Here is a 20,830-nt window from a genome sequence, read left to right as displayed (position 1 = left end):
GGGCCCCCGTGCGGTGTGGGTCCCGCGATTTGGGCCCGGGGGTGGGCCTTCGGGCACTGTCCGTGGGCCCCCGTGCCGTCGTTACGGTTCGAGTCCCGGCGGGTGTCCCGCCCCCCGGCGACCCGGGCGAGGGACGACGAGGTGACGCGTGGAACGCAGCGATCGGATACGCCGAGGCGTACGCACGAGCACGGGGCAGAGCGCGATCGAGTACCTGGCCGTACTGGGCATCGTCGTCGCGGTGGTCGGCTCGATCATGGCCGTCAGCATCGGCGGCGACGTCACCGGCTCCGCGCACGAGCAGATCTGCCGCATCGCGGCGACGACGGGCGGCAGCGGCGAATGCGGCGATGACAACGCTGTCAGCGGCGGCGGGACGGACTCCGGCGGCACCCCCTCCGCATCCCCCGATCCGGCCGGTGCCGCGGATTCTTCCGGCGCCACGGACGGTGCCACGGACGGCGGGCCCGACGACGAACCCGGCGCCAAGCCCTCCGACAAGCCCTCCGAAAAGCCCGATGAGAACAAGGGGAACGCGCTCCCCAGCCTGTGCTTCGAGCCGAGGGAACGCTCGTCGAACTCCTCGGTCTCCGTCCCCGGCAACGGCCCCGTCAGCACGGCCGCCGCCTGGGGGTACTCGTACCTCGTCAACTTCATCATCGACAAGATCAACAACGAGAAGAACAAGGAGAAACGGGTCAAGCAGGCGCTCGACGACCTCTCCTACTGCCTGCCCGACTACAACATCGTCATCGCGCAGCCGCACGAGGGAAACCTGCAGCAGATGGACGGCGCGGCGATGATCCAGACCGTCGAGATCAGCGGCACGACGTACCGCGTGTACGCCTTCAAGACCGGCACGTTCACCTGGGCGGACGACGCCGACCTCGGATGGAAGAACCGCGCGTTCAAGGGCGTGTTCGACGTCAGCGAGGACAAGCGCACGGTCACCTTCGGCGAACCGCCCCGCCCCAAGCGGAAGAAGGACTGGAAACCCGGTGACGAGGGCTGCCAGATCGAGGGCCGGGAGCCGCCCGACCGGAGCCGCTACTACGACACGTACTCCCCGCTGGACAACGAGGGTTCGGCCCAGGCGGTCCGGATGCTCGTGAACGACATGCGGCGCTGCTATCCGGATTACAACGTGGTCGCCATGCACTCGGAGCAGTCGTCGCACTGGGTCGACAAGCCGGACTCGTTCATCAACGAGAGCAGGTACCGGCTGAACTCCAACGAGTACCACGACGAGGAGACCGGCGACGACATCGCCTCGGGCCGCGCGGTGTTCGACGTCTACGTCTTCGACAAGGGCACGTTCAGCAACGACGGCGACGGCGGGTACACCAACTGGGCGTTCTACGGCGACTTCACCCGCGACGGCTCCGAGGCCGCCTTCGAACAGCCCGAACCCGCCGACCTGGACGCCGACTCGATCTCCACCGGATCGGAGTCGGTCGACTTCAACGACGGTGCCCCGAAGTACACCGACGGGACGTACCCCGGCACCGACTACGACGGCAAGGCGCCGGGCGACGACGCCGAGCTGAACCAGTCACTGATCGACGAGTACAGCCGCGCCTTCCCCGACACGAACATCATCGCGGTGAAGAACTTCAACGACCTCTCCTTCTCCGGCGTCTCGGGCCTCGAACACCTCGCGGTGGTGGACGGCGTCGACATCTTCTCGATCAAGAACGGCACGATCATCAACAACGGTGACGGCGGCTGGAAGAACTGGGGCTTCGCGGGCACGTACGACCGCGACGAGGACTCGAAGGAGGTGACGTTCAAGCGATAGCGCAGCCTGCGGCCACCGCCCGGTCGCTCCTCAGCCGGCCCGCCTGCCGGAACGGCCCGTTCAGGGTGGCTGGTCGCTTCCTTACGTTCGCGGCAGCTACCTGTCGAGCTGCCGGAGCTGCCGACGGGGAACGATGACGTGGCGAAGCTTGCGGGAATACGGGGTACGTTCGCGCGTATGCACCTCGCGGGCGGCGGGCCGAGGCTAGGTTCTTGTGCTTGCGGCACCACGGCCGCAATCCGATTGGAGGCCTGATGGACGTTTTGCCGGATTCTCTGAAGCTGGTGGAAAACTGCTACGAGACGCCGCAAACCCGCAGGTCGCGCAGTCTGCTCCCCGCGCGTGCGGGGATGGTCCCTCGGCGAACTTGAACGCAATGCCCTGTTGCAGCTGCTCCCCGCGCGTGCGGGGATGGTCCCCTGCGCCTCTGCCCGGGTGATCGGCACGCGCTCTGCTCCCCGCGCGTGCGGGGATGGTCCCCCGCTCGTTACGCCGTTGCAGACGGTGAGGTTCTGCTCCCCGCGCGTGCGGGGATGGTCCCGTCTTCGTGAGCTCGCCAGCCGCCTTGCCCTTCTGCTCCCCGCGCGTGCGGGGATGGTCCCGCTGGGGGTACATCTGGCACCGGCGCCGTTTTCTGCTCCCCGCGCGTGCGGGGATAGTCCCTCACCGGATGGGTTCGGTAGTTCCCGAGGCCACTGCTCCCGTCCCGTGCGGGGATGGTCCCGCACGGGACATGATGCTGGCCCGTCCCATCCCCTGCTCCCCGCGCGTGCGGGGATGGTCCCGGAGTGACCTGGTGGCCGACGGTCTCGATGCTCTGCTCCCCGCGCGTGCGGGGATGGTCCCTGGTTGTCCGACCCGGGATAGCCGTGCTTGGGCTGCTCCCCGCGCGTGCGGGGATGGTCCCCCCTACGTGCGGGCGGGATGGAACTGCCCCGGCTGCTCCCCGCGCGTGCGGGGATGGTCCCTGGTACGAGCCGCTCGACGCCGCCCCGTTCGTCTGCTCCCCGCGCGTGCGGGGATGGTCCCATCATCGTGGTTTCGAGGTACCACGTCTGCGCGCTGCTCCCCGCGCGTGCGGGGATGGTCCCGGATGAGCCGGACTCCCCGGGCCCCTGTGCCACGGCTCCCCGCAATAACGGGGGCGGCCCCAACTGCTGGCCAGAATCGTCCAGTCGGACTCTCCGCACCCCGCACCCGTCAGAACGACCCCGTACAGCCGAAGCACCCGCGCTCCGGCCGGTTGTGCACACCGCCCCGTCGCCGCACCGCGTCCGCGTCTGCCGCGCGCCCCCGGCTGTGGTCACCGGCTCCTGGCTCTCGCCGCGCCCCTCACTCCGGCAGCAGGTGCCCCCTTCGCGACAGCAGGAACTTCTTGAACGCCGCGACCGGCGGGGTGTCCGGGTGGCCGTCCAGCCAGGCCACGCCGATCTCCCGAGCGGCCCGCGGTGCCGTCACCGTCAGCTCCACGACCCCCGGGCGGGCCACCGCAGGAGGGGGCAGGAGGGCCACGCCCAGGCCGGCCGCCACCAGGCCGCGCAGGGTCTCCGCCTCCTCGCCCTCGAAGGCGACGCGGGGGACGAAGCCCGCCTCGGCGCAGAGGTCGTCCGTGATGCGGCGCAGGCCGTAGCCGGGTTCCAGGGTGACGAACGTTTCGTCGGCCGCCTCCGCCAGGCGGATGCGGCGGCGGGTGGCGAGGCGGTGGTCGTCGGGAACGACCAGGCGCAGGCGTTGTTCGTCCAGGCGTCGGGCCACCAGGTCCGGGGCGTCCGGGACGGGGGAGGTGAGACAGAGGTCGAGGCCGCCCGCGCGGAGGCGTTCGATCATGGCCTCGCCGTAGTTCTGGACGAGTTGGAAGCGCACCCTCGGGTGGTCCGCGCGGAAGGCGCGGATCAGGGCGGGGACGGTCTCCGAGCCCATCGTGTGCAGGAAGCCGAAGGCGACCTTGCCCGCGGTGGGGTCGGCGTCCGCCCGTACCGAGTCGGCGGCCTTCTCCACCTCCGCGAGGGCCCGCTCCGCCGAGCCGAGGAAGGTGCGGCCGGCCGGGGTGAGGGAGACCGTGCGGCCCTTGCGGGCGAACAGCGAGACCCCCAGGTCCTGTTCCAGACGGACCATGGCCCGGGAGAGCGTGGACTGCGGGACGCCCAGCTCCTGTGCGGCCCGCGTCACATGCTCGTGACGGGCCACCGCCTCGAAGTAGGCGAGGCGCGGCGCGAGGACCGCGCGGATGTCTTCTTCGTAACTGCTTGGTGACAGCCGAGGCTGTGAGCTGTACTGATGCGCCATGGGATTGATTATCAGGTGTTTGTGCATTGGACGCATGAACGGCGGGCGGCCTACGTTCTCTGCATGCCTCCCGCCAGTACCGGGGCGTCCACCATCATCGTGGCCGCCTCGACCCAGTCGTCCCCCGTAAGCCCCGTGACCGCCACCGCGGACCGGCTCGAACCCGGTGGGCCCGGCTACCGCCGGATGAGCTTCGCGCTCTTCGCCGCCGGTGTCGCGACCTTCGCACTCCTCTACTCCACCCAGGCGCTGCTGCCCGCCGTCTCCGCGTCCTTCGGCGCCACGGCCGGGCAGGCGAGCTGGACGGTCTCGGCGGCGACGGGTGCGCTGGCGCTGTTCGTGCTGCCGCTCAGCGCGCTGTCCGAGCGGTTCGGGCGGCGGCAGATGATGACCGCCTCGCTGACGGTGGCGGTCGTGGTCGGACTGTTCGTGCCGTTCGCGCCGTCGCTCGGCTGGCTGATCGCGCTGCGGGCCGTGCAGGGCGCCGCACTCGCCGGACTGCCCGCGTCCGCGATGGCGTACCTCGCGGAGGAGGTCCGGCCCAAGGCGCTGGTCGCCGCGATCGGACTGTTCGTGGCCGGCAACAGCATCGGCGGGATGAGCGGCCGCATCCTCACCGGCTGGGTCGCCCAGCTGTGGGGCTGGCGGGCCGCGCTCGGCTCCGTCGGTCTGCTGGCCGTCGCCTGCGCCGTCGTCTTCCACTTCATGATCCCCCGGGCCCGGCACTTCACCCCCGGTTCGCTGAACCCGAAGGCCCTCGCCAGGACCGTCGGCGGGCACCTCGCCGATCCGCTGCTGCGCCGGCTGTACGCGATCGGCGCGCTGTTCATGACGGTGTTCGGCGCGGTCTACACGGTGATCGGCTACCGGCTGGTGGAGGCGCCGTTCAACCTCCCGCAGGGTGTCGTCGGCTCGATCTTCCTCGTCTATCTGGTCGGTACGGTCTCGTCCGCCGCGGCCGGGAAGCTGGTGGCCCGGATGGGGCGCCGGGGTGCGCTCTACCTCGCCGTCTCCACCACCGCCGCCGGGCTGCTGCTCTCGCTGACCGACCAGCTGGCGGCGGTGCTGGGCGGGCTGGTCCTGATCACGGCGGGCTTCTTCGCCGGGCACGCGGTCGCCTCCTCGTCCGTCAGCCGTACGGCGACCAGGGGCCGGGCCCAGGCGTCGGCGCTCTACCAGTCGGCGTACTACCTCGGCTCCAGCGCGGGCGGCACGCTCGGCGCGGTCGCCTTCCACGCCGGCGGCTGGGCGGGCACGGTCACGCTGGGACTGCTCGCGGTGCTCGGCGTCGTCTCGATCACGCTGTACGGGACGCGGGCGGCCCGCGTCGAACAGCGCCGGTCCGCCGCGGTGCTGTCCGTCCAGAACTGAGCCGTACAGAACCGAGACATTCGGCGCACAACCAACCACTCCCCGACGCACGTCTAGCAGGCGGAAGCACCGCACTGCGTGCGAAGGGGAGTTGGCACATATGGGACTCAAAGGGAACATGAAGAGCATTCAGGGCATACGGGGTGTGCGGCCACGACGCGTACTCGCACTGTCCGTCGCGGGCCTGACCGCGATACCGGCATTCGTCCTCGGCACCGGCACAACCGCGCAGGCGGCATCCTGCACGGCGTCCAAGGGGCCGTACCAGAAGCAGGTGGAGAAGTATCTGCACCGGACCGTGGACGGCAAGCAGTCCGCCGCCGACTGCAAGGCGATCCGGTCGTTCCAGAGCACCTACGGGGTCACGCCCACCATCGGGTACGCCGGGCCGGTCACCTGGCGGACCATGCAGACGCTGACCGCCCAGAAGGCGGCCGGGAAGAACCCGAACAAGGCGAAGAAGTGCCCCACCAACAAGGGCCGCATCGCCTGCGTGGACCTGACCCGGCAGATCAGCTGGATCCAGGACGGGAGCAAGCTGAAGTTCGGCCCCGTACCGGTGCGGACCGGGCGGGACGGGTACGAGACCCGTACCGGGGCGAAGAAGATCTACTGGCGCCACATCAACCACGTGTCGTCGATCTACCACAGCGCGATGCCGTACTCCCAGTTCTTCGACGGCGGGGAGGCGTTCCACGCGGTGGGCGTGAAGATGTGGAACCCGCCGGGGTCGCACGGCTGCGTCAACATGCGCACCGCCGACGCGAAGTCATACTGGAAGCTGCTCAAGAACGGCGACGACGTCTTCGTGTACGGGCGCAAGCTCGGTACGTGACCGCTTTCCGCTCTTCACGCCCCCACTGTCAGTGCCCTGGGGTAGCTTCCGAAGTGCTGGAGTGAGCGGTGTCACGGCGCGACAGGGGTGGAGCGACGCAATGGGTGATCTGACGGCGACGGCGGGCGATGTCGACAGCCGCCTCGAAGGACACCGTACCGAGCTGACCGGGTACTGCTACCGGATGCTCGGTTCGGCCTTCGAGGCGGAGGACGCGGTCCAGGACACCCTGGTGCGCGCCTGGCGCAACTTCGACAAGTTCGAGGGGCGCTCCTCGCTGCGGTCCTGGTTGTACCGGATCGCGACGAACGTCTGTCTCGACATGCTGAACGCGGGCAACAAGCGGGCCAGGCCGGTGGATCTCTCCGGCCCGACGCCGCTCGCGCAGGCGGCGCTCAATCCACTGCCGGAGAACACCTGGCTGGAGCCGATGCCGGACGGGCGGATCCTGCCGTCCGTCGCGGACCCGGCGGAGGCGGCGGTGGCGCGCGAGTCCGTGCGGCTCGCGTTCGTCGCGGCGTTGCAGCATCTGCCGCCCAAACAGCGGGCCGTGCTCATCCTGCGCGAGGTGCTCGCGTGGAAGGCGAGCGAGGTCGCCGAGCTGCTCGACACCTCGGTCGCGTCGGTCAACAGCGCCCTCCAGCGGGCGCGGGCGACGCTCAACGAGCACCAGGGCACCGCGGCCGACGCCGCCGATCCGCTGGACGAGGAGCAGAGCAAGCTCCTGGAGCGGTACGTGGCGGCGTTCGAGGGCTACGACATGAAGGCGCTGACGGCGCTCCTCCATGAGGACGCCATCATGACGATGCCGCCGTTCGACCTCTGGCTCCAGGGGCACGACGACATCACCGGTTTCATGACCTCCATGGGGGCGTCCTGCGCCGACTCCCGGCTGGTGGCCATCTCCGCGAACGGCACTCCCGCCTTCGCGCACTACAAGCCGAACCCGGACGGGCCGGGGCTCGTGCCGTGGGCACTGCAGGTCATCGACATCTCGGACGGCGCGATCACCGCGATGCACTGCTTCCTGGACACGCCGCGCTGGTTCCCGCTGTTCGGACTGCCCGATCACCTCGATGCCGATGCGGCGTGAGCCGACGGCTCGGCCGGGCTGCGACGTACGGCCTGGTCGCGGCGTGGGCCGTGGTCGTGGGGGCCGGCTGGGGGCTCAGCCAGTGGCTCGGTGAGCCGGCCGCCACGTCCGGCCCCGGCCGCGTCGCGCCCCCGGTCTCCGACGCGGAGCCGGGGCCGCAGCCGGAGTTCGGGGACGGCGATCCCTGCGACCGGGCCCGGTCCGGGTCGGACGCCGGTCCAGCCGCGCCGTCCTCTCCGTCGCCGTCTCCGGGCGTCCCCACGAAGACGGTGAGCGCCGAGGCCCGGCTGTCCGTGGTCCAGTGCTCGACGGTGATCGTCAGGGACGGCTGGCGCGAGACGGACGAGTAGCCGGACGGCGGCCGTCAGATCTCCGTGATCACGCGGTCCAGGCGGTAGTCGGCGCCGACGGAGCCAGTGAGGCGGGCGGGGCGGGCGAGTAGTCGAACGGGAAGTCGCCGGGAAGGTGCATCCGCTCCGGCCGTCCGGCCCGCACCCGCACGTCAGCCGACCACCGTTCGAGAAGGCCCTCGCGAGCCGGGCGGTGCGGGTTGGTGGTCATGACGACGAGACGTTGTGGATGGCCTGGGCATCGGTGGCGTGGAGCCAGATCGCGGCACCGATGCCGGCCTGGGCGACGGATCTTGAGGACGATCCCGCAGTCGCCGGCGGGCACGCGCGACGGGAGCACGCGGGTGGCGCGGTCGCGTCAGGATGGGCCGAGTCCGGTGAACAAGGACCGGGCCACCACGTCGGCCCCCTCGGCGGGAGTCAGCTCCGGCATCTCGTGCGAGGCGAGGTTGGTGAGCTGCACGAGCAGGGAGCGGGCCCAGCGGTCCGGGAGCCCTGGGCGGATGAATCCCTCGCGCACCGCGCGGGCCATGAAGATGTCGAGCTGCTCGATCACCCGCCGGAGACGGGCAGCCGCCGCCTCTTCCTCCACTTGCTGCAGGTTCACCGGCCACCGCCTGCTGACGGTGATGATGCCCTCCGCGTATCGGTGCAGAGCCACCGCCACAGGCGCCTCTGCCAGTCGGGCGTCGGCAAGGACCTGCTCGCAGGCGTCGAGCTTGGCCGTGTGCACAGCGGCCATCAGTGCCTCGCGGGAGCTGAAGCGCCGGTAGACGGTACGCCGGTCAACGCCCGCGGCCGCGGCGATCGCCGCGATGCTCATGGCGGGATCCTGCGCCAGCAGGCGTGCTCCGGTCTGCAGGACCGCGTCCAGGTTGCGTGCCGCGTCAGCTCTCATCGTGACCGGAGCATACGCAGGCGCGGGGCCGATGAGCGAATAGATGCCACATCACTCTTGCGGATTTCCGTCTAAGAGTCACATAGTTGTGGCAGTTAACCCGTCCGACGGATCTGCCGTCGCATCGGTCCTCATTCCTCACCCCGGGAGTCATGCGTGCCGGTCCACATGTCCGAGAAACTGCGGGAGACCCTCGACTCCGGAGTCTTCGCCACGGTGGCGACCCTCCAGCCCGACGGCAGCCCGCATCAGTCAGTGGTCTGGGTGGGGCGGGACGGCGACGACGTGTTCTTCGTGACCGGTGTCGACAAGCTCAAGGTTCGGAATCTGCGGCGTGATCCGCGGCTGAGCGTAACGATCAATCCGCCGGACGAACCGTACGGGTACGCGGTGGTCAGCGGCACCGCGCGGTTCGAGAGCGCGGGCAGCCGGGAGCGGATGGACGAACTGGCCGTCAAGTACACCGGCAGGACATACGCCGGACAGCACCCGGAACAGCATGCCGCGCTCCCGGAACTGATCACCGTCCACGTCACCCCCGAAAAGCTCGCGGCGCGGTTCCTGTGAGCCGCAGGAGAGCGGGGATGAAGACCTACGTCATCACAGGTGGCACGGACGGTATCGGCAAGGCGCTCGCACTCACATACCTGGAGAGGGGGCAGGAAGTGGTGGTCGTCGGGCGCAGTGCGGAGAAGGGCGAAGCATGGCTCGACGCCGCGCGACAGCGTGATGCGGCCGGGCGAGCGCACTTCATGCGCGCCGACCTGAGCCTGCTGGCCGAGACCAGGGCAGTGGCCGGCAGAATCCGGTCCTCCTTCGCGAAGCTCGACGCACTCGTGCTGTGCGCCCGGCACTTCCGGACCACCCGTCTGGTCACGGCCGAGGGTTTCGAGAACACTTTCGCGCACTTCTATCTGAGCCGGTTCGTACTGGGCTACGAGCTGGCCGACCTGCTCGAAGCCGCTGACACTCCCGTCATTCTCAACGTGGCCGGCCCCGGCGGCGAGGGCGAGATCCGCTGGGAAGACCTGGAGTTGGCGCTGGAGTACGACGGAGCGAAGGCGCTCGCACAAGGCGGGCGGCTCAACGACCTGCTCGGCGTCGCCTTCGCGGCGGGCCGGCCGGGGACGAACGTGCGGTATGTACTGCTCAACCCGGGGACGGTCAGCACCAGTTTCTCCGGGCAGTACTCCCCGGACGTCAAGGCGCGGATCGACGCCATGCGCCGGTCCGCCCAGCCGGTCGAGGAGGCCGTGGTTCCGATCCACCGGGTGCTGGATGACCCGCCCGCAGCCTTGCTCAGCGCCTTCGTGCGGGGCGAGCCTCTCAGCCCGCACGGTCCTGGGTTCGCGGCCAAGGATGCGCGGCGGCTGCACGAGCACACCGAGAGGCTGCTCGCTGACTAGCTGGAGTGGCCCTGGCCAGTCCCTCGGATGCTCATTCCCCTCCCCCGAAAGGGAGATACTCCGCTCACGTCGATTCCTCCGCCAGCGCCAGCACGTCTGCCAGCCCCACCAGATCCATCAGCAGCCGCAGTTCGGGAGGCGTCCCGCGCAGCCGCAGCCGCCTGCCGCCCGACCTGCGGGCGACCAGCGACAGCCGGGCCGCCAACGGCCACCGGTTGCAGCCACTGTTCGAACTCGCCCTCCACACCGGACTCCGCAAGGGCGAACTTCTCGGCCTGCGCTGGGAAGACCTCGACCTCGACACGGGCACCGCCGCCATCCGCCGCACATTTCAGCGCAGCAGCACCGGCGGACTCACCACGCTGCCCACAAAACGCGCGCCTCCGAGCGCCGCATCGCCCTTCCCACCCGTTGCCTCCATTCACTGAAGCTCCACCACGAGCAGCAGAAGCGCGAGCGTGAGGCCGCGGGCACTATGCGGCAGCGCGACGAGCACGTGTTCACCACTGCGCAGGGCACACCGATCGACCCAACCAACCTCACCCGCACCTTCACCGTGCTTCTCCGCAAGGCCGGCCTTCGCCACATCCGCTTCCACGACCTCCGGCACTCCACCGCCACCCTCCTCCTGGAACAGGGCGTCGAACTCGTCGTCATCAAGGAACTCCTTGGCCACTCCCACATCGGCGTTACCGCTACCGTCTACGCCCACGTCCGACTCCGCCTCCAGTGAGACGCCATCGACGCCCTCGGCACCGCGCTCAGCAGCCCAGAGACCACCGCGACAGCCAGCGGCGACGGCGACGACCCGCCAGCAGTAGCCGCCCTCGTCCACTGACGTTGCCGTCAACTACTGCCGTCATCCCACGCAGAAGCCCCGCCGGGACACACCCGACGGGGCTTCCAGTTTGCTGCAGCTACGCGTAGCTGCAGCACTCACGCACTAGTCTCCCAGAAACCACAGATAGAGATGTGATCCATTCTCCACCTGCAGACAGAGCGTTTCGATCTCCGCTGCTGATTCCTGTCCAATAATCTCGCGGACAGACTGGTGAGCGATTTCCCGTCGAAGCCTCTCGACCTGTCGCGAATTGAACATTGTATCCGCGTAAGGCAGCAGGCTGCTCAAGAACGGAAATTTGTCTTCATCAATGCGCTGGACGGTTTCCATCCAATCCAGTCCGCAAGATCCGCGTAGCACGATTTCGCCACCCTCCGTGCGTACCTGGGCATTAATCATCAGCCACCACCTCGTCAGTTCGGGTGAACGCTCTCGACCGCACCGTTCCGCACCCACACCGCAACCGAGAACAGATCGCTCCCGTCCGCGTCGTAGCCGATCGGGTGACAGCTTCTAATGTCGAGAATGTGGCGGCGGGCGGAACCGGTGCCGAGGTTCATGGTATCCATCGGCTTTCTCATCGCCAGCTTGGACCAGTTGCGGATATGGTCTGGCGTAACCCAGTCCTCGAATTTTGACTTCTCCGCCCATTTCCAGGAGTCCGCATGTTTCGCGTCACGCCTCGGAAGGATATGTTCATCCATCACCTTATCCGAGACGGCCCCAGTCCCGCAGTTATGCACAAGAACCGGAGTCGCCCCCGCCAGCACATAGTACGTGTGCTGGCTGAGGCGCCGTCATCTGCGTTTTCGCAGGTCAGCGGAATTCGGTCAGTCCGTGGGTGTGCGTGGAAGTGCCGTACTGTGCGCCTCTGTTGCCGTCGGCGTTGCGGTCAGACGGCTACGCACGGGAGGGCGGTGGAGTGGGCTTTGGTCGGTGTCCTGCCCGGGTTGGGGTCGGGCATGGTCAGGGGGCCGTACGCTGGCCCGGCAACTCGGGCAGGTCGTGATCCTGCCCGGAATTTGAACGAGTGGCCCCCTGGCCTTGCCCGACGCGGGCCCCGGCCCGGGGAGGTGGGTAAAGCCCACGGAACCGACCGGCCCCACCGCCGGGCCGCCGTCCCGGCCAACTCCCCGCCGTCGCCTCATCGTCGGCCTGGTGTTCGCCGTGCTGGCGCGTCCGGCTTCCTTCGCGCTTCCAGTGGTCCGCTACGCGTTTCTGCGCGGCCTGGTCGCTGGCCGGCCTGCGGTGGCGGAGCCGAGAGCGGGCCGGGTGGGCGGCCGTGCCGCGCGCGACCCGCGTCAGCGGGTCGCCTTGATCTGTCAGGAATCGCTTCCAGAAAGGATCACTGCGGCCAAAATGCTCTCGCCGCTAACCTCACCGTAAAGCATCACATCCATTTTCCCGGCCTGTACATGGATCAGCTTAATCTCACTTGACTGTGCACCATTAAAGGCTGACAGCAAGTTAGCCACAAGCCGAGCCACGTCGCGGTCATTACGAGCCTCCGCCCTTCTGAGTCGACTCTCGAAGATGTGAATCAGCTGCTCGCTGGCGACGGTACTCTCGTGAAGAACGATCACACCGTACTCGTCAACCGCTGCGGCAAGCTGATCCATTCCCAGCCGGCCTGCCTCAGAGGCGATAAAGCTCTCTTTCATCAGCCAGCTCCAGGTAGATGCCATGGGCCCCTGTTGATGCTGATTTCCGCACCCTCAATAATCCCTTCCACCAGAAGTTCACTCTCACCGTAAATATCCTGCGTACCCTTAATTAGGCGATCCTGTATATCCGCGCGACGATGGCGCATAACAATCCCTGGACCGTTGCCTAGTTCGGCAGCATCCAAGGCCACGCCTTCGTAGTCATCCGTCCAGGATGTGAATGGACTGTTGAGATAGTCGCCACCATTGTGCGATGCAGCGTCAGCATTTCCACCGTGCGGCACCGCTCGCCCTTCAAGGGCATCATCATACTTGGAGTGCCCCCAATCTATTCCGCGGTAGACGTGCTCCCCTGCCCCATCACCGCAATTGTGAACGAGACCCGGCATAGCCCCCGCCAGCACATAGTACGTGTGCTACGCGACCCCTCTCTATCTGCGTATTCGCAGATCAGCGGCGGTTTCGGGTTCCGCTGGTGTCCGTGGCTGTGCGGGGGAATCCGTGGGTGTTGCCGTCGCTACTGCCGTCAGGCGGTTCAGCCCAGGTACGGCTTCTCGCGTTGTTCCAGGAAGTGTTGGAGCCTGAGTCGTTGGGTGTGGTGCATCGGCAACCGCTCGATCTCTTCTGATGGCACAAACCGGAGTTCGGTGGACTCGCCGGAGATTGTCAGTTGGCCGCCGGTGATGCGGGCGGTGAAGCAGACGTTGAACTGACGGCGGACCTCGCCGTCGGTGTAGGCGATGATGTGTTTCGGGTCGGTGTAGGTGCCAACCAGGCCGGTGATCTCAACGTCGAGGCCGGTCTCTTCCTTGACCTCGCGGACGGCCGTGCCGGGCAGAGAGTCGGTGAGTTCTATACCGCCGCCGGGCAGCGCCCACAAGTCGTTGTCTCGGCGGCGCTGGAGGAGGATGCGCCCGTGGTCGTCGGTGACGACGGCGGAGGCGGCGACGACCATGCTGTTCGGCTTGGGCGCGTTCGGGTCGTCGTAGTACTCGGTGCGGGCCACAGTCAGCCTTCCTCTCGTGCGGGCGTTGCCGTCGTCCACACAGCGTCGAAGCTCTCGGCGTAGGTGTCGAACATGCCGCCTGTCTCGTGTCGGCGAAGGTGCCATACGGGGGCGGCGTAGGCGTTGACGCCCCAGATGTGGGCGTTGACGAGTTGCTGGTCGTCGGCGCGGTAGAGGGAGTTGTAGAGCTTGGTGCCGTGGGTGCGGACTTCGATGCCGGGGGTGTCGGCGAGCGGCTTGTAGTGCATGAGCGCGAGGCGGCAGCGGGATTCGATGCCGTGGCCGAACCGCTCCTCCTGGCCGCGGGCTTGGACGTTGTCGCTGTCGGCGTCCCCGATCGCGATACGGACGGTGCAGCCTTCGGCGGCGCGCTCGGTGAGGAGTTCGTTCAGCCGCGGGTACGCCTCATGGAGGAAGACTGCCGCGTAGACGAGGATGTCGATCCGTTCCCGGGCCTGGGCCATCAGGTCAGTGAACGCCGAGACGGGGATGTCGGCCCGCTGCTCGTAGAGCGCCACCAACTCAGGGCTGATGGCGCGGGCGGGGCGGGCCTGGCGGAGCGCCGGCCAGAGTGCGTGCACGTCTTCTCCCAGGGCCTTGGCCGCCTGGAGGGCGGTGGCACGACGTGGGATACGCCCGAGGTTCACCCAGCGCTCGACCGACTTGGGGTCGACCTCGACCTGCTGAGCGAGTGCGGCGTACGTCCAGCCTCCCGCCGCCATGACGGCTCGTAGTTTCTCGTTCGGCACGAGTCTCCCCCTTCGTCTCAGGACGGCACCAGGGACGTTCTACACGGTGCAGGACGTCCCGAAGTGGGGTTTGGTCGAGGTTCCTTCGTCCCGGTGACCGGCGTGAGGATCGGTGCCGACCCTGCGGCACCAACAGGCCCAGGGGCACGCATCAACGCCGCCGAGGAGCGTCACCGTGCGAATGAGCGCCACCCCACGTGTTCCCGCCCCGCGACTGGACGCCCGGTCACGCGCCGCCTCGCCGGGGTGGTCACGATGACGGCCCCCACCCCTGATGCCGACGGGCACACCGTCTCGCCCGATGCCGGCGCCCTGGTGGTCGACCGGCGGAACGGCAAGGTGGGCGTGGTGATGGGGCATGTGGGGACATACGTGCAGCTTCGGCCACCGCGCGGTGGCCGGGAGTGGGACGTGCCGCCCGAGGACGTTCGTCCGCCGACTCCGACGGAGGAGTTGAGCGCGAAGGTGGCGGTGGCCAACCGGAGGTGGGGGCGTTGACCCCGCGCTCGGTCCTGCGCTACGAGACCTGGACGCTCCAGCCCGACCGCGAGCCGGACGCGGAGCCGGTCCTGTACGCGATGCAGTGCGCCGTGGACGGGGAGACCTCACCGACAAGCGAGGACTTCGCCGAACCGCAGGACTGGGTACTGCGGCACTGCGGCCAGAACCCGTCCCACCACACCTACCGGGAGATCATCACCCGCCCCTGGCGGACCTGGCGCCAGACGTGACCCACCTCGCTCGCCCAGGCGCCGCACCGCGCTGACCCACCCGACTCCCGTCCCTGCCGGGCGCGGCCGATCGAGGCTCCCCGTCCTCGTAAGCCCCGGCAGGGACGGGTCTTCACGTGTGCGCCGCGCCCATGACTGTGAGGTTCTGGCCTCAGCCCCAGAAAGTCAGCCACGACGGCGGGTGCGCCAACCGATCACCCGCCACGTGTGTCTCGCTCAACCCCGCACCGGCATCAGCCCAGTTATCTCCATCGTCACCGCCCCGAGCCAGGCAGCAAGCATGGGCGTCCGGGACGACGCGAGCCCGCCGGGCGGCCTCCCAGGTGTCAGCGTCATCGGCGTCACCACCACCGCCTACACCAGGTCCGGCTCGGCCTCCAACGAGACGCCACCAACGCACTCGACACGGCGCTTGGCGGCGCCAAGGCCAACGAGCCCGGCGGCGACGGCCCACCAACCTTCACAGCCCCCCTCCGCTGACGTTGCCGTCACCTACTGCCGTCAAGACGCGAAGAAGCCCCGCCGGAGCAATTCCGGCGGGGCTTGCTGATTTTGCTACCGCGAGGCTCGTGGAATCCACTCCTCCAGCCCCAGCACAACCGCTTCTAGCTGGTCCTCAAAATCCGCGCCAGAGAGCTCTCCACCATCGAAAGATCGCCACGCTTCGGACAGGGAATCAACCAGATCGCCCTGCTTCATAAGGAGATCAGACAGCTCTTCTCCGCTCAGCGAATACTTTCCCTTGGAAATCACCCAAACGACACCCGCCGCGTCCGCCGAGATTCCTCGGCCGGCGAGCTCGACAGCGCGCCACGAAACCCTTGATTCAGCAGCAACCTTGAGGAATACATCGAGCGCCTCGGAGTTTCTTGCAGCCATCTACGTTCCTTGCAATCGGGACACAGCGCTTGAACACGCCGGTCAAGACGTCATCAGCGAGAGGCCTACTGGCCGCCGGAGAGGAACTTCCTTGCCCACGGAATGGCCGCTTTCCCTTCCGGAACGGAAGCCCCTCCCGCTCGGAGCACATTTGCACAGTACGTCAGACAACTATTCTCCAGTGGGTGATACGGACCCCAGCTACCCTGAGTCTTCTTCTGAAATTCCAGGGCAGTTTTAGCGTTCGGAAGATCGATGTCTCGACTCATAATGCTCGGAGGGCCAGAATACGGCGAGCCGACAGCTTCCCCGTCATGAGGCATCAGGTGGGTGTGCGTCACCGTCTCGCCATCCGCCGCCTCAATACTGAAGTGATTCCCGTCGCCGTGATAGTGCCCGATAGGTTCATCAAAGGACCAGTTGACAGTAAGTCTGCTGTCAAAAGTGACATCACATCTCTCGGCATGGAAAGTCAGATAATGGGCGGTCAGCCCCTTGTGCAACCCAGCTCTGGTTACACATTGTTGACTTGTTCCGTCTGTGCCAGCGACTGCCGAAGGTCTGGAATTCGACAGAGAACACATGAGGACGGGACTCTATGGCCGGCGCTCACTATCGCCCGGCCTTTCACCCGGAACTAGCTGCATATTGAGTGAAGTTGAGGGGCCGAGAGTCGCAGGGCAGGACGCACTTCATGTCGCTGCGGCCACTTGAGGATTGATCTCCTTCCGTCGGGTTTCCGCCGCTCGGGCGGTGATTTCGGGTCGACAGCTCCGCTCCGGCGGAACACAGGTTCGACACGCTGAGTAACTCAAGGTCGACGCGCAGGACATGTGTCCGACGACATCGGGGCGACGCCTGCCTGATGTCTGGCTGGCTCACGACGCCGTATCCGCGAGACCCACCACATCGCTCAGCCCCACCAGATACATCAGCAGCCGCAGTTCGGGAGGCGTCCCGCGCAGCCGCAGCCGCCTGCCGCCCGCTCTGCGGGCGACCAGCGACAGCCGGGCGATCGCCTCCACGGCGGCGAGGTCCGGTCGGACGACGGCGGCCACGTCGCAGTACACCGAGGTCACTTCCCTGTCGGCTGTGGCCAACAGCGCCTCCAGCTCGGCGCAGAGCCCGGGGACGGCGGACCGGGTGACGCGTCCGGAGACGGTGAGAACGATCGGGGTCATGGCATCCACATGCGGAAGACCGGTCCGGCGGCCGAAACTCATCGGCCCGCCGCTGACCGCCTGTCGCCGGACCGCCGCACTCCCACGACCGGCCGCTCGGGGGACCCTGGTGCCCCCAGCAGCTCGTACGCCTCTCCGGCCGCCTCTGCGACGGCTGCTCCAGCGCATCGCGGGGGTGGTTGAGAGCCGATCGACAGACGACGAAGAGACGCCAACTTCGAACACCTTTGTGCTTGCTGTGAACCACTCCGATCAGACCACCCCTCTCTACGGGTGAAACTGCCGGCGCCGATGCACGCATCGGCGCCGGCTGCTCAGTGGCCCCTCCGGGGTCACCTGATTCTCCAGGGGGAGAGTTGCGCAGACACGTCAGAAGAGCGTGTGTCTCGACCGTCGCCACGGCGGCCGCCGTGGCCCTCGCGGCCGGGTTGACGACCCCGGCCGTGGCACGCGACAGCAGCCCGTCCCGGTCGGCGGACAGCCCGTCCGGCGCCCGGCACCAGTTGACTCTCATCACCGGCGACCGCGTCTCAGTGGACGCCAAGGGCCGGATCGTGAGCTTCCGCCCGGCGGCGGGACGCGAGCACATACCCGTGCAGCGTCAGACAGTCGACGGGCACACCCTGCTCGTCCCCGTCGACGCACACCGTCTGATCGCTTCCGGAAAGCTGGACCGCCGGCTGTTCGACGTCACGGAGCTGAACCGGGCGGAGAACCGCAGGGCGCAGAAGTCGGGTCTGAAGCTGATCGTCGCCTACCGGGGCACCGGGGCCACGGCCGCGAAGGCCGGAATCCGGGACGCGGGCGCGACCCGGGTCGGGCCCGTGCTGAAATCGCTGAACGCCCAGTCCGTGGCCACCCCGCGGGAGGACGCGGCGGCCGTCTGGCGGGCGCTCACCGCCAGGCCCTCGAACAGCGCCCAGCGTACGACGGCCGCCGGAATCGACCGGGTGTGGCTGGACGGCGTGCGCCGGGCGAGCCTCGACAAGAGCGTCCCGCAGATCGGCGCCCCGGCCAGCTGGAAGGCGGGCTACACGGGGAAGGGTGTCAAGATCGCCGTCCTGGACACCGGAGCGGACGCCACCCACCCGGACCTCAAGGGCCAGATCCTCACGTCCAAGAACTTCTCCGGGACGCCCGACACCCTGGACCACTTCGGCCACGGCACCCACGTCTCGTCGATCGCGGCCGGTACGGGCGCGAAGTCGGGCGGTAAGTTCAAGGGGGTGGCCCCCGACGCCAAGCTCCTTGAGGCCAAGGTGCTCGACGACGACGGCTTCGGTGACGACTCCGGCATCCTGGCCGGTATGGACTGGGCGGTCGCGCAGGGTGCCGACATCATCAACCTGAGCCTGGGAGGCACCGACACCCCGGCCATCGACCCGCTGGAGGCGGCGGTCAACAAGCTCTCCGCCTCCAGCGGCGTGCTCTTCGCCATCGCGGCGGGCAACGAGGGCGACCAGTCGGGCACGGTCGGCTCCCCCGGCAGCGCGGACGCCGCGCTGACCGTGGGCGCGGTGGACGACCACGACCTGCTGGCGGACTTCTCCAGCCGCGGGCCCCGGGTCGGCGACAGCGCGATCAAGCCCGATGTCACCGCACCCGGCGTGGACATCACGGCGGCGGCCTCACCGGGCTCCGTGATCGACAAGGAGGTCGGCCAGAACCCGCCCGGGTATCTGACGATCTCCGGTACGTCGATGGCGACCCCGCACGTGGCGGGCGCCGCGGCGCTTCTCAAGCAGCAGCACCCCGCGTGGAAGAACACCGAGCTCAAGGGCGCGCTCACGGCGTCCACGACGCCGGGGAAGTACACCCCTTTCGAGCAGGGCTCGGGCCGGATCGCGGTCGACCGGGCGATCACGCAGTCCGTCGTCGCCGACCCGGTCTCAGTGAGCTTCGGCCTCCAGCAGTGGCCGCACACCGATGACGCGCCGGTCACCAAGCAGGTGTCGTACCGCAACCTCGGTACGACCGATGTGACGCTCGCGCTCACCCTCCAAAGCACCGGCCCGACGGGCAAGCCGGCCCCGGCCGGCTTCTTCACCCTCGGCGCCACCGACGTGACCGTCCCGGCAGGCGGCACCGCCCGGGTGCCGCTGACCGTGAACACCAAGCTCGGCGGCACGGCCGTCGGCTCCTACTCCGCGTCCCTCGTCGCGACCGGCGGCGGGCAGACCGTCCGCACCAGCGCGGCCGTGGAGCGCGAGCGTGAGTCGTACGACCTCACGCTCAAGACCATCGGGCGCGACGGCAAGCCGGCCGCGTTCACCACGGGCGACGTCTACGGCATCGGCGGCGCCTCGTCCGGCCTGTGGGAGTCGCCCGAGTCGGTCGACGGCACGGCGAAGCTCCGTGTCCCCAAGGGCGGGTACGTGCTGAACTCGGCCGTGTTCGTCGACCCGGAGGACTACGACAAGGGAGTCGACTGGCTCACCCAGCCGTACCTGAAGGTCACCAAGAACACCGAGGTGACCTTCGACGCGCGACTGGCCAAGCCGGTCGACATCACTGTTCCGGCCGCCGGTGCGAAGCCCCTGCTCGCCTCGCCCGACCTACAGTTCGAGACCGAGGACGAAGCGTACGGCTACGGCTGGCTGCTCGACTCGTACAAGCAGCTGCGCACCGCACACATCGGTCCCGAGGTGACCGCCATCCAGCTCTCGCAGCACTGGAGTGGCAGTTGGGCCAAGGGTGGCGCGACACGGTACGACATCTCGGTCGGCGGCCCGGTGCGCCGGGCGGCGACCGGCTACCACCGCGCGTTCAGCGGCGGTCAGCTGGCCAGGTTCACGATCCGCGCCGGTTCCTCCGTCAAGGGCAAGACCGGCGACATCTCCGCGTCGGGCACTGTACCCGGCCAGCTCGGCGGCTGGGCGGCCATAACCACTCAGAAGCTCCCGTCCACCACCACCGCCTATGTGTCCACCGCCGACAAGGTGAACTGGAGCTTCGACTTCGAGCAGAGCGGCGCTCCCGACGAGGACGGCTTCCCGCGGTCCGACGCCTGGTACTCGCTCGGTGCCCCGCAGACCGTCAAGGCGGGCAAGACGTACGCGAGGACCGTGAACACCGCGGTGTTCGGCCCGTACGTCAACGCCGAGTTCGGGATCTTCCGTGAGCGCGACGGCCTGGTGGCGTCGTTGCCGCTGACCGCCGACGGGCACCGGAACGTCGGCGGCTCCGCCTACCGCTCGGTGAAGACCGCGCTGTACCGCAACGGCAAGGTGCTCGTCAGGAACGACGACCCGCTGACCGGCGAGAACACCATCACCGTGCCGGCCGCGGCGGCCGACTACCGGCTGACCACGTCGGTCCGGCGCGGCACCGACGTGGCTTCCGTCTCCACCCGGATCGACGCGAGCTGGACCTTCCGGTCCGGCCGGACACAGGATTTCGTCGCACTGCCGGTGTCCATGGTCCGCTTCACGCCCGAGGTGGCACTCGACAGCACGGCCACGGCCGGGAAGTCCGTCTCCGTGCCGGTGACGGTGCAGGGCGCGGCCGCCGGGAAGAACCTCAAGTCGCTCACGGTGTACGTCAGTTACGACGCCGGGAAGACCTGGAAGAAGACGGCGGTCAAGAAGGGCAAGATCTCCGTGAAGAATCCGGCCAAGAAGAAGTCCCTCTCCTTCAAGGCCAAGGTGACGGACAAGAAAGGCAACACGTCGTCCGTGGCGATCTATGACGCCTACTTCGGCAAGTAGCCGGTGACCGGCTCGAAGCAGTCGGCGCCGACCGC

The 20,830-nt window shown here is 68.2% G+C and carries 21 protein-coding genes, 1 pseudogene and 1 CRISPR repeat array; of the genes and pseudogenes, 11 read left to right on the top strand and 11 right to left on the bottom strand.

Annotated elements, in window-relative coordinates:
* The first annotated feature begins 148 nt into the window (after window positions 1-148).
* On the top strand, window positions 149-1,798 hold the full coding sequence (locus ACIP89_RS11540) for a hypothetical protein (protein WP_402114425.1): 1,650 nt from the start codon (window positions 149-151) through the stop codon (window positions 1,796-1,798).
* A 328-nt stretch (window positions 1,799-2,126) separates the two neighbouring features.
* Window positions 2,127-2,950: a CRISPR direct-repeat array (repeat unit 29 nt; unit sequence CTGCTCCCCGCGCGTGCGGGGATGGTCCC).
* Window positions 2,951-3,130: 180 nt separating this feature from the next.
* On the opposite strand, the gene ACIP89_RS11535 is transcribed toward ACIP89_RS11540, so the two are convergent.
* Window positions 3,131-4,084 (bottom strand): LysR family transcriptional regulator, encoded by a 954-nt coding sequence (locus tag ACIP89_RS11535; RefSeq protein WP_401929792.1) that lies wholly within the window; start codon window positions 4,082-4,084, stop codon window positions 3,131-3,133.
* A gap of 63 nt (window positions 4,085-4,147) precedes the next feature.
* Between ACIP89_RS11535 and ACIP89_RS11530 the strand changes: the two genes are divergently transcribed.
* The 4 genes from ACIP89_RS11530 (at window position 4,148) to ACIP89_RS11515 (ending at window position 7,733) form a co-directional block, all read left to right on the top strand.
* Window positions 4,148-5,455 (top strand): MFS transporter, encoded by a 1,308-nt coding sequence (locus tag ACIP89_RS11530; RefSeq protein WP_402114422.1) that lies wholly within the window; start codon window positions 4,148-4,150, stop codon window positions 5,453-5,455.
* A gap of 118 nt (window positions 5,456-5,573) precedes the next feature.
* The gene (locus ACIP89_RS11525) at window positions 5,574-6,290 is read left to right on the top strand and encodes a L,D-transpeptidase family protein (protein WP_401929796.1); all 717 of its coding nucleotides are present in this window, start codon (window positions 5,574-5,576) and stop codon (window positions 6,288-6,290) included.
* A 100-nt stretch (window positions 6,291-6,390) separates the two neighbouring features.
* Complete coding sequence (locus tag ACIP89_RS11520) at window positions 6,391-7,383, top strand: sigma-70 family RNA polymerase sigma factor (RefSeq protein WP_401929798.1); 993 nt, start codon at window positions 6,391-6,393, stop codon at window positions 7,381-7,383.
* On the top strand, window positions 7,380-7,733 hold the full coding sequence (locus ACIP89_RS11515) for a hypothetical protein (protein WP_401929800.1): 354 nt from the start codon (window positions 7,380-7,382) through the stop codon (window positions 7,731-7,733). Before ACIP89_RS11520 ends, ACIP89_RS11515 begins: the two co-directional genes overlap by 4 nt.
* Window positions 7,734-7,761: 28 nt before the next feature.
* On the opposite strand, the gene ACIP89_RS11510 is transcribed toward ACIP89_RS11515, so the two are convergent.
* Window positions 7,762-7,944 carry a hypothetical protein gene (locus ACIP89_RS11510; RefSeq protein WP_401929802.1) on the bottom strand — a complete coding sequence of 61 codons (183 nt, stop codon included), beginning with the start codon at window positions 7,942-7,944 and terminating at the stop codon, window positions 7,762-7,764.
* A 147-nt stretch (window positions 7,945-8,091) separates the two neighbouring features.
* On the bottom strand, window positions 8,092-8,631 hold the full coding sequence (locus ACIP89_RS11505) for a TetR/AcrR family transcriptional regulator (RefSeq protein WP_402114419.1): 540 nt from the start codon (window positions 8,629-8,631) through the stop codon (window positions 8,092-8,094).
* A gap of 156 nt (window positions 8,632-8,787) precedes the next feature.
* On the opposite strand from ACIP89_RS11505, the gene ACIP89_RS11500 reads away from it, so the two are divergent.
* Window positions 8,788-9,198 (top strand): PPOX class F420-dependent oxidoreductase, encoded by a 411-nt coding sequence (locus ACIP89_RS11500; protein WP_402114417.1) that lies wholly within the window; start codon window positions 8,788-8,790, stop codon window positions 9,196-9,198.
* A 17-nt stretch (window positions 9,199-9,215) separates the two neighbouring features.
* The gene (locus ACIP89_RS11495; RefSeq protein ID WP_402114414.1) at window positions 9,216-10,037 is read left to right on the top strand and encodes an SDR family NAD(P)-dependent oxidoreductase; all 822 of its coding nucleotides are present in this window, start codon (window positions 9,216-9,218) and stop codon (window positions 10,035-10,037) included.
* Between the two features lie 64 nt (window positions 10,038-10,101).
* On the opposite strand, the gene ACIP89_RS11490 is transcribed toward ACIP89_RS11495, so the two are convergent.
* Window positions 10,102-10,242, bottom strand: coding sequence for a hypothetical protein (locus ACIP89_RS11490; RefSeq protein WP_401929857.1), 141 nt, complete (start codon window positions 10,240-10,242; stop codon window positions 10,102-10,104).
* Between ACIP89_RS11490 and ACIP89_RS11485 the strand changes: the two are divergent.
* Window positions 10,175-10,875, top strand: a pseudogene (locus ACIP89_RS11485) (site-specific integrase); the annotation flags it as partial. The gene ACIP89_RS11490 and the pseudogene ACIP89_RS11485 sit on opposite strands and share 68 nt — an antisense overlap.
* Before the next feature lie 105 nt (window positions 10,876-10,980).
* Here the strand turns inward: ACIP89_RS11485 and ACIP89_RS11480 are convergent.
* The 5 genes from ACIP89_RS11480 to ACIP89_RS11460 all read right to left on the bottom strand — a co-directional run bounded on the left by ACIP89_RS11480 (window position 10,981) and on the right by ACIP89_RS11460 (window position 14,270).
* Window positions 10,981-11,277, bottom strand: a complete 297-nt coding sequence (locus tag ACIP89_RS11480) for a hypothetical protein (RefSeq protein WP_401929810.1) — start codon at window positions 11,275-11,277, stop codon at window positions 10,981-10,983.
* Window positions 11,278-11,291: 14 nt separating this feature from the next.
* Window positions 11,292-11,582: a hypothetical protein gene (locus ACIP89_RS11475; protein ID WP_401929812.1), complete on the bottom strand. Its 291-nt coding sequence runs from the start codon at window positions 11,580-11,582 to the stop codon at window positions 11,292-11,294.
* 618 nt (window positions 11,583-12,200) lie between these two features.
* Window positions 12,201-12,563 (bottom strand): hypothetical protein, encoded by a 363-nt coding sequence (locus ACIP89_RS11470; protein ID WP_364514694.1) that lies wholly within the window; start codon window positions 12,561-12,563, stop codon window positions 12,201-12,203.
* A 514-nt stretch (window positions 12,564-13,077) separates the two neighbouring features.
* Window positions 13,078-13,548 carry an NUDIX domain-containing protein gene (locus ACIP89_RS11465; RefSeq protein ID WP_402114410.1) on the bottom strand — a complete coding sequence of 157 codons (471 nt, stop codon included), beginning with the start codon at window positions 13,546-13,548 and terminating at the stop codon, window positions 13,078-13,080.
* A gap of 2 nt (window positions 13,549-13,550) precedes the next feature.
* Window positions 13,551-14,270: an XRE family transcriptional regulator gene (locus ACIP89_RS11460; protein WP_402114595.1), complete on the bottom strand. Its 720-nt coding sequence runs from the start codon at window positions 14,268-14,270 to the stop codon at window positions 13,551-13,553.
* A 273-nt stretch (window positions 14,271-14,543) separates the two neighbouring features.
* Between ACIP89_RS11460 and ACIP89_RS11455 the strand changes: the two genes are divergently transcribed.
* Both ACIP89_RS11455 and ACIP89_RS11450 read left to right on the top strand, forming a co-directional pair.
* Window positions 14,544-14,795: a hypothetical protein gene (locus tag ACIP89_RS11455; RefSeq protein WP_399154671.1), complete on the top strand. Its 252-nt coding sequence runs from the start codon at window positions 14,544-14,546 to the stop codon at window positions 14,793-14,795.
* Window positions 14,783-15,028 carry a hypothetical protein gene (locus ACIP89_RS11450; RefSeq protein WP_401929816.1) on the top strand — a complete coding sequence of 82 codons (246 nt, stop codon included), beginning with the start codon at window positions 14,783-14,785 and terminating at the stop codon, window positions 15,026-15,028. The genes ACIP89_RS11455 and ACIP89_RS11450 overlap by 13 nt, the downstream gene beginning before the upstream one ends.
* Before the next feature lie 555 nt (window positions 15,029-15,583).
* Here the strand turns inward: ACIP89_RS11450 and ACIP89_RS11445 are convergent.
* Window positions 15,584-15,907 carry a hypothetical protein gene (locus tag ACIP89_RS11445; protein ID WP_402114407.1) on the bottom strand — a complete coding sequence of 108 codons (324 nt, stop codon included), beginning with the start codon at window positions 15,905-15,907 and terminating at the stop codon, window positions 15,584-15,586.
* An 878-nt stretch (window positions 15,908-16,785) separates the two neighbouring features.
* Window positions 16,786-17,088 carry an STAS domain-containing protein gene (locus tag ACIP89_RS11440; protein ID WP_402114406.1) on the bottom strand — a complete coding sequence of 101 codons (303 nt, stop codon included), beginning with the start codon at window positions 17,086-17,088 and terminating at the stop codon, window positions 16,786-16,788.
* Between the two features lie 356 nt (window positions 17,089-17,444).
* Here ACIP89_RS11440 and ACIP89_RS11435 point away from each other — a divergent pair, with 356 nt between their 5' ends.
* Window positions 17,445-20,795, top strand: coding sequence for a S8 family peptidase (locus ACIP89_RS11435; protein ID WP_402114404.1), 3,351 nt, complete (start codon window positions 17,445-17,447; stop codon window positions 20,793-20,795).
* Window positions 20,796-20,830: the final 35 nt, after the last annotated feature.

Origin of the sequence: Streptomyces sp. NPDC088730 (assembly GCF_044751215.1) — a bacterium.
Taxonomy (GTDB): domain Bacteria; phylum Actinomycetota; class Actinomycetes; order Streptomycetales; family Streptomycetaceae; genus Streptomyces.
Note: the sequence above shows the minus strand (reverse complement) of the source record. Positions and strands in the feature narration are given on the sequence as shown.

Bases quoted from the DNA above. Each gene is read 5' to 3' on its own strand.
- ACIP89_RS11535 (WP_401929792.1), bottom strand. From the start codon at position 4,084: ATGGCGCATCAGTACAGCTCACAGCCTCGGCTGTCACCAAGCAGTTAC.
- ACIP89_RS11530 (WP_402114422.1), top strand. From the start codon at position 4,148: ATGCCTCCCGCCAGTACCGGGGCGTCCACCATCATCGTGGCCGCCTCG.
- ACIP89_RS11525 (WP_401929796.1), top strand. From the start codon at position 5,574: ATGAAGAGCATTCAGGGCATACGGGGTGTGCGGCCACGACGCGTACTC.
- ACIP89_RS11520 (WP_401929798.1), top strand. From the start codon at position 6,391: ATGGGTGATCTGACGGCGACGGCGGGCGATGTCGACAGCCGCCTCGAA.
- ACIP89_RS11510 (WP_401929802.1), bottom strand. From the start codon at position 7,944: ATGACCACCAACCCGCACCGCCCGGCTCGCGAGGGCCTTCTCGAACGG.
- ACIP89_RS11505 (WP_402114419.1), bottom strand. From the start codon at position 8,631: ATGAGAGCTGACGCGGCACGCAACCTGGACGCGGTCCTGCAGACCGGA.
- ACIP89_RS11495 (WP_402114414.1), top strand. From the start codon at position 9,216: ATGAAGACCTACGTCATCACAGGTGGCACGGACGGTATCGGCAAGGCG.
- ACIP89_RS11480 (WP_401929810.1), bottom strand. From the start codon at position 11,277: ATGATTAATGCCCAGGTACGCACGGAGGGTGGCGAAATCGTGCTACGC.
- ACIP89_RS11475 (WP_401929812.1), bottom strand. From the start codon at position 11,582: ATGGATGAACATATCCTTCCGAGGCGTGACGCGAAACATGCGGACTCC.
- ACIP89_RS11470 (WP_364514694.1), bottom strand. From the start codon at position 12,563: ATGGCATCTACCTGGAGCTGGCTGATGAAAGAGAGCTTTATCGCCTCT.
- ACIP89_RS11460 (WP_402114595.1), bottom strand. From the start codon at position 14,270: ATGGCGGCGGGAGGCTGGACGTACGCCGCACTCGCTCAGCAGGTCGAG.
- ACIP89_RS11445 (WP_402114407.1), bottom strand. From the start codon at position 15,907: ATGGCTGCAAGAAACTCCGAGGCGCTCGATGTATTCCTCAAGGTTGCT.
- ACIP89_RS11440 (WP_402114406.1), bottom strand. From the start codon at position 17,088: ATGACCCCGATCGTTCTCACCGTCTCCGGACGCGTCACCCGGTCCGCC.